Annotated in this window: 2 protein-coding genes; one reads left to right on the top strand and one right to left on the bottom strand. The window is 76.4% G+C overall.

The genetic code is table 11. The features are described 5' to 3' along the window. On the bottom strand, positions 1-754 hold a 754-nt coding region (locus ACR9ZG_RS18670), incomplete at its 3' end, for an IclR family transcriptional regulator (protein WP_481286343.1). Positions 755-840: 86 nt separating this feature from the next. Here ACR9ZG_RS18670 and hutH point away from each other — a divergent pair. Further along, positions 841-2,325 (top strand): histidine ammonia-lyase (hutH, locus tag ACR9ZG_RS18665; RefSeq protein WP_481286342.1); only part of this gene is annotated, 1,485 nt, incomplete at its 3' end.

Raw genomic sequence — 2,325 nt, 5'->3', positions numbered from 1 at the left:
GGGTGCGCTGGGGGGGGGGGTGGGGCCGGCGGGCGGCCAGCGCCCCCCACCGCGGGGGCGGCACGTTCTGGGGCGGGACCGTGACCGCGACGCCCGCCGCCGGCCAGCCGGCGTGGTCGCGCACCGACACGGCGACGGAGGCGAAGCCGGGGGTGACCTCGCCGTCCTCCGTCGCGTAGCCGCGCGCGCGGACCTCCCCCACGAGCCGGCGCAGCTCCGCGTACGAGTGCGGTCCCGCGCCGGTGCGCTCCTCGAACGCGTCCCGGTCCGGGTACAGGGCACGCAGCTGCTCGGCCGGGAGGGACGCCAGCAGCGCCCGCCCGCTCGCGGTCAGGTGGGCGGGGAGCCGCACCCCGACATCCGTGACCAGCCGCGGCCGCCGCGGCGCCCGCTCCTCCACGATGTAGACGACGTCGCGGCCGTGCAGCACCGCCACGTGGCCGGACTCCCCGAGCGCGTCGACCAGCGCCGCGACGATCGGACGCCCCAGCCGGCTCAGCGGCTGCTGCCGCGAGAAGGCGCTGGAGAGCTCGTAGGCGGCGACGCCGAGCCCGTAGCGCCGCGCCTCCGGGAAGTGCAGCACGAAGCCGTGCTCGGCCAGCACCGCGAGCAGGTGATACACGGTCGACCGCGGCAGCCCCAGGGCGGACGCGATACCGGCCGCCGGGACCGGGCCGCGCTGCGCGGCGAGGTGGCCGAGGATGCGGAGCGTGTTCTCCGCGGCGGGGACCTTGCTCGCGCTTCCCGTGCTCATCGGCGCCGCCCTCTCGTCTGGGATACCGGACAGGAGGGAGCCTAGCGGTGGCGCGCGACCCCGGCACCGCGTCGCATCATCGAGACATGCTCCACACCGCCTCCCCCATCCCGTCACCAGCGCCCGCGCCCGACGAGGCGGCCACCACCGCCGCCGTCACCGTCGGCGCCCGCCCGCTCACCGTGGCGGAGGTCGTCGCCGTCGCGCGCCACGACGCGCCCGTCGTCCTCGACCCCGCCGCGCTCGACGCCGTCGCCGCCTCCCGCGCCCTCATCGAGGCGCTGGCCGACGACCCCCAGCCGCACTACGGCATCTCGACCGGCTTCGGCGCGCTGGCCACGACCTTCATCCCGGTCGAGCGGCGCGCCCAGCTCCAGGCGAGCCTCGTCCGCTCGCACGCCGCCGGCAGCGGGCCGGAGGTCGAGCGGGAGGTCGTGCGCGCCCTCATGCTGCTGCGGCTCGCGACCCTCATGACCGGCCGCACCGGCGTGCAGCGCCGCACGGTCGAGACGTACGCCGCCCTCCTCAACGCCGGGATCACTCCGGTCGTGCACGAGTACGGCTCGTTGGGCTGCTCGGGCGACCTGGCGCCGCTCGCCCACTGCGCGCTCGCGGCGATGGGCGAGGGGAGGGTGCGGGTCGGCGGTGAGCTGTTCGACGCCTCCACCGCCCTGGCCGATGCCGGCATCGAGCCGGTCGTGCTGGCCGAGAAGGAGGGCCTCGCGCTCATCAACGGCACCGACGGGATGCTGGGGATGCTCGCGCTCGCGCTGCACGACCTCCACGGCCTCCTCGTCACCGCCGACATCGCCGCCGCCATGAGCGTGGAGGCGCTGCTCGGCACCGACGCGGTGTTCGCCGACGACCTGCAGCGGCTGCGGCCGCACGCCGGACAGGCGGTGTCGGCCGGCAACCTCCGCGCGCTGCTCGCCGGGTCGCCGCTCGTCGCCAGCCACAAGGGGCCGGAGTGCACGCGCGTGCAGGACGCGTACTCGCTGCGCTGCGCCCCGCAGGTGCACGGCGGCGCGCGCGACACCCTCGCGCATGCGACGCTCGTCGCCGAGGGCGAGCTGGCCGCCGCGATCGACAACCCGGTGCTGACCCTCGACGGGCGGGTGGAGTCGAACGGCAACTTCCACGGCGCTCCCGTCGCGTACGCGCTCGACTTCCTCGCGATCGTCGTCGCCGACGTGGCCAGCATGTCGGAGCGGAGGACCGACCGGTTCCTCGACCCTGCGCGCAACCAGGGCCTCCCGCCGTTCCTCGCGCACGAGGTCGGCGTCGACTCGGGGCTGATGATCGCGCAGTACACCGCGGCGGGGATCGTGTCGGAGCTCAAGCGGCTCGCCGCCCCCGCCTCCGTCGACTCGATCCCGTCGTCGGCGATGCAGGAGGACCACGTCTCGATGGGCTGGGCTGCGGCGCGCAAGCTGCGGCGAGCGCTGGACGGGCTCGGTCGCGTGCTCGCGATCGAGCTGGTGACCGCCTCCCGCGGTGCCGAGCTGCGCGCCCCGCTCGCGCAGGGCCCGGCGACCGCCGCCGTGACCGCCGCGCTGCGGACGGTCGCCGCC

Source organism: Leifsonia sp. KNZ12-8B (genome assembly GCF_056755495.1).
This window is presented reverse-complemented; position numbering and strand designations above follow the sequence as displayed.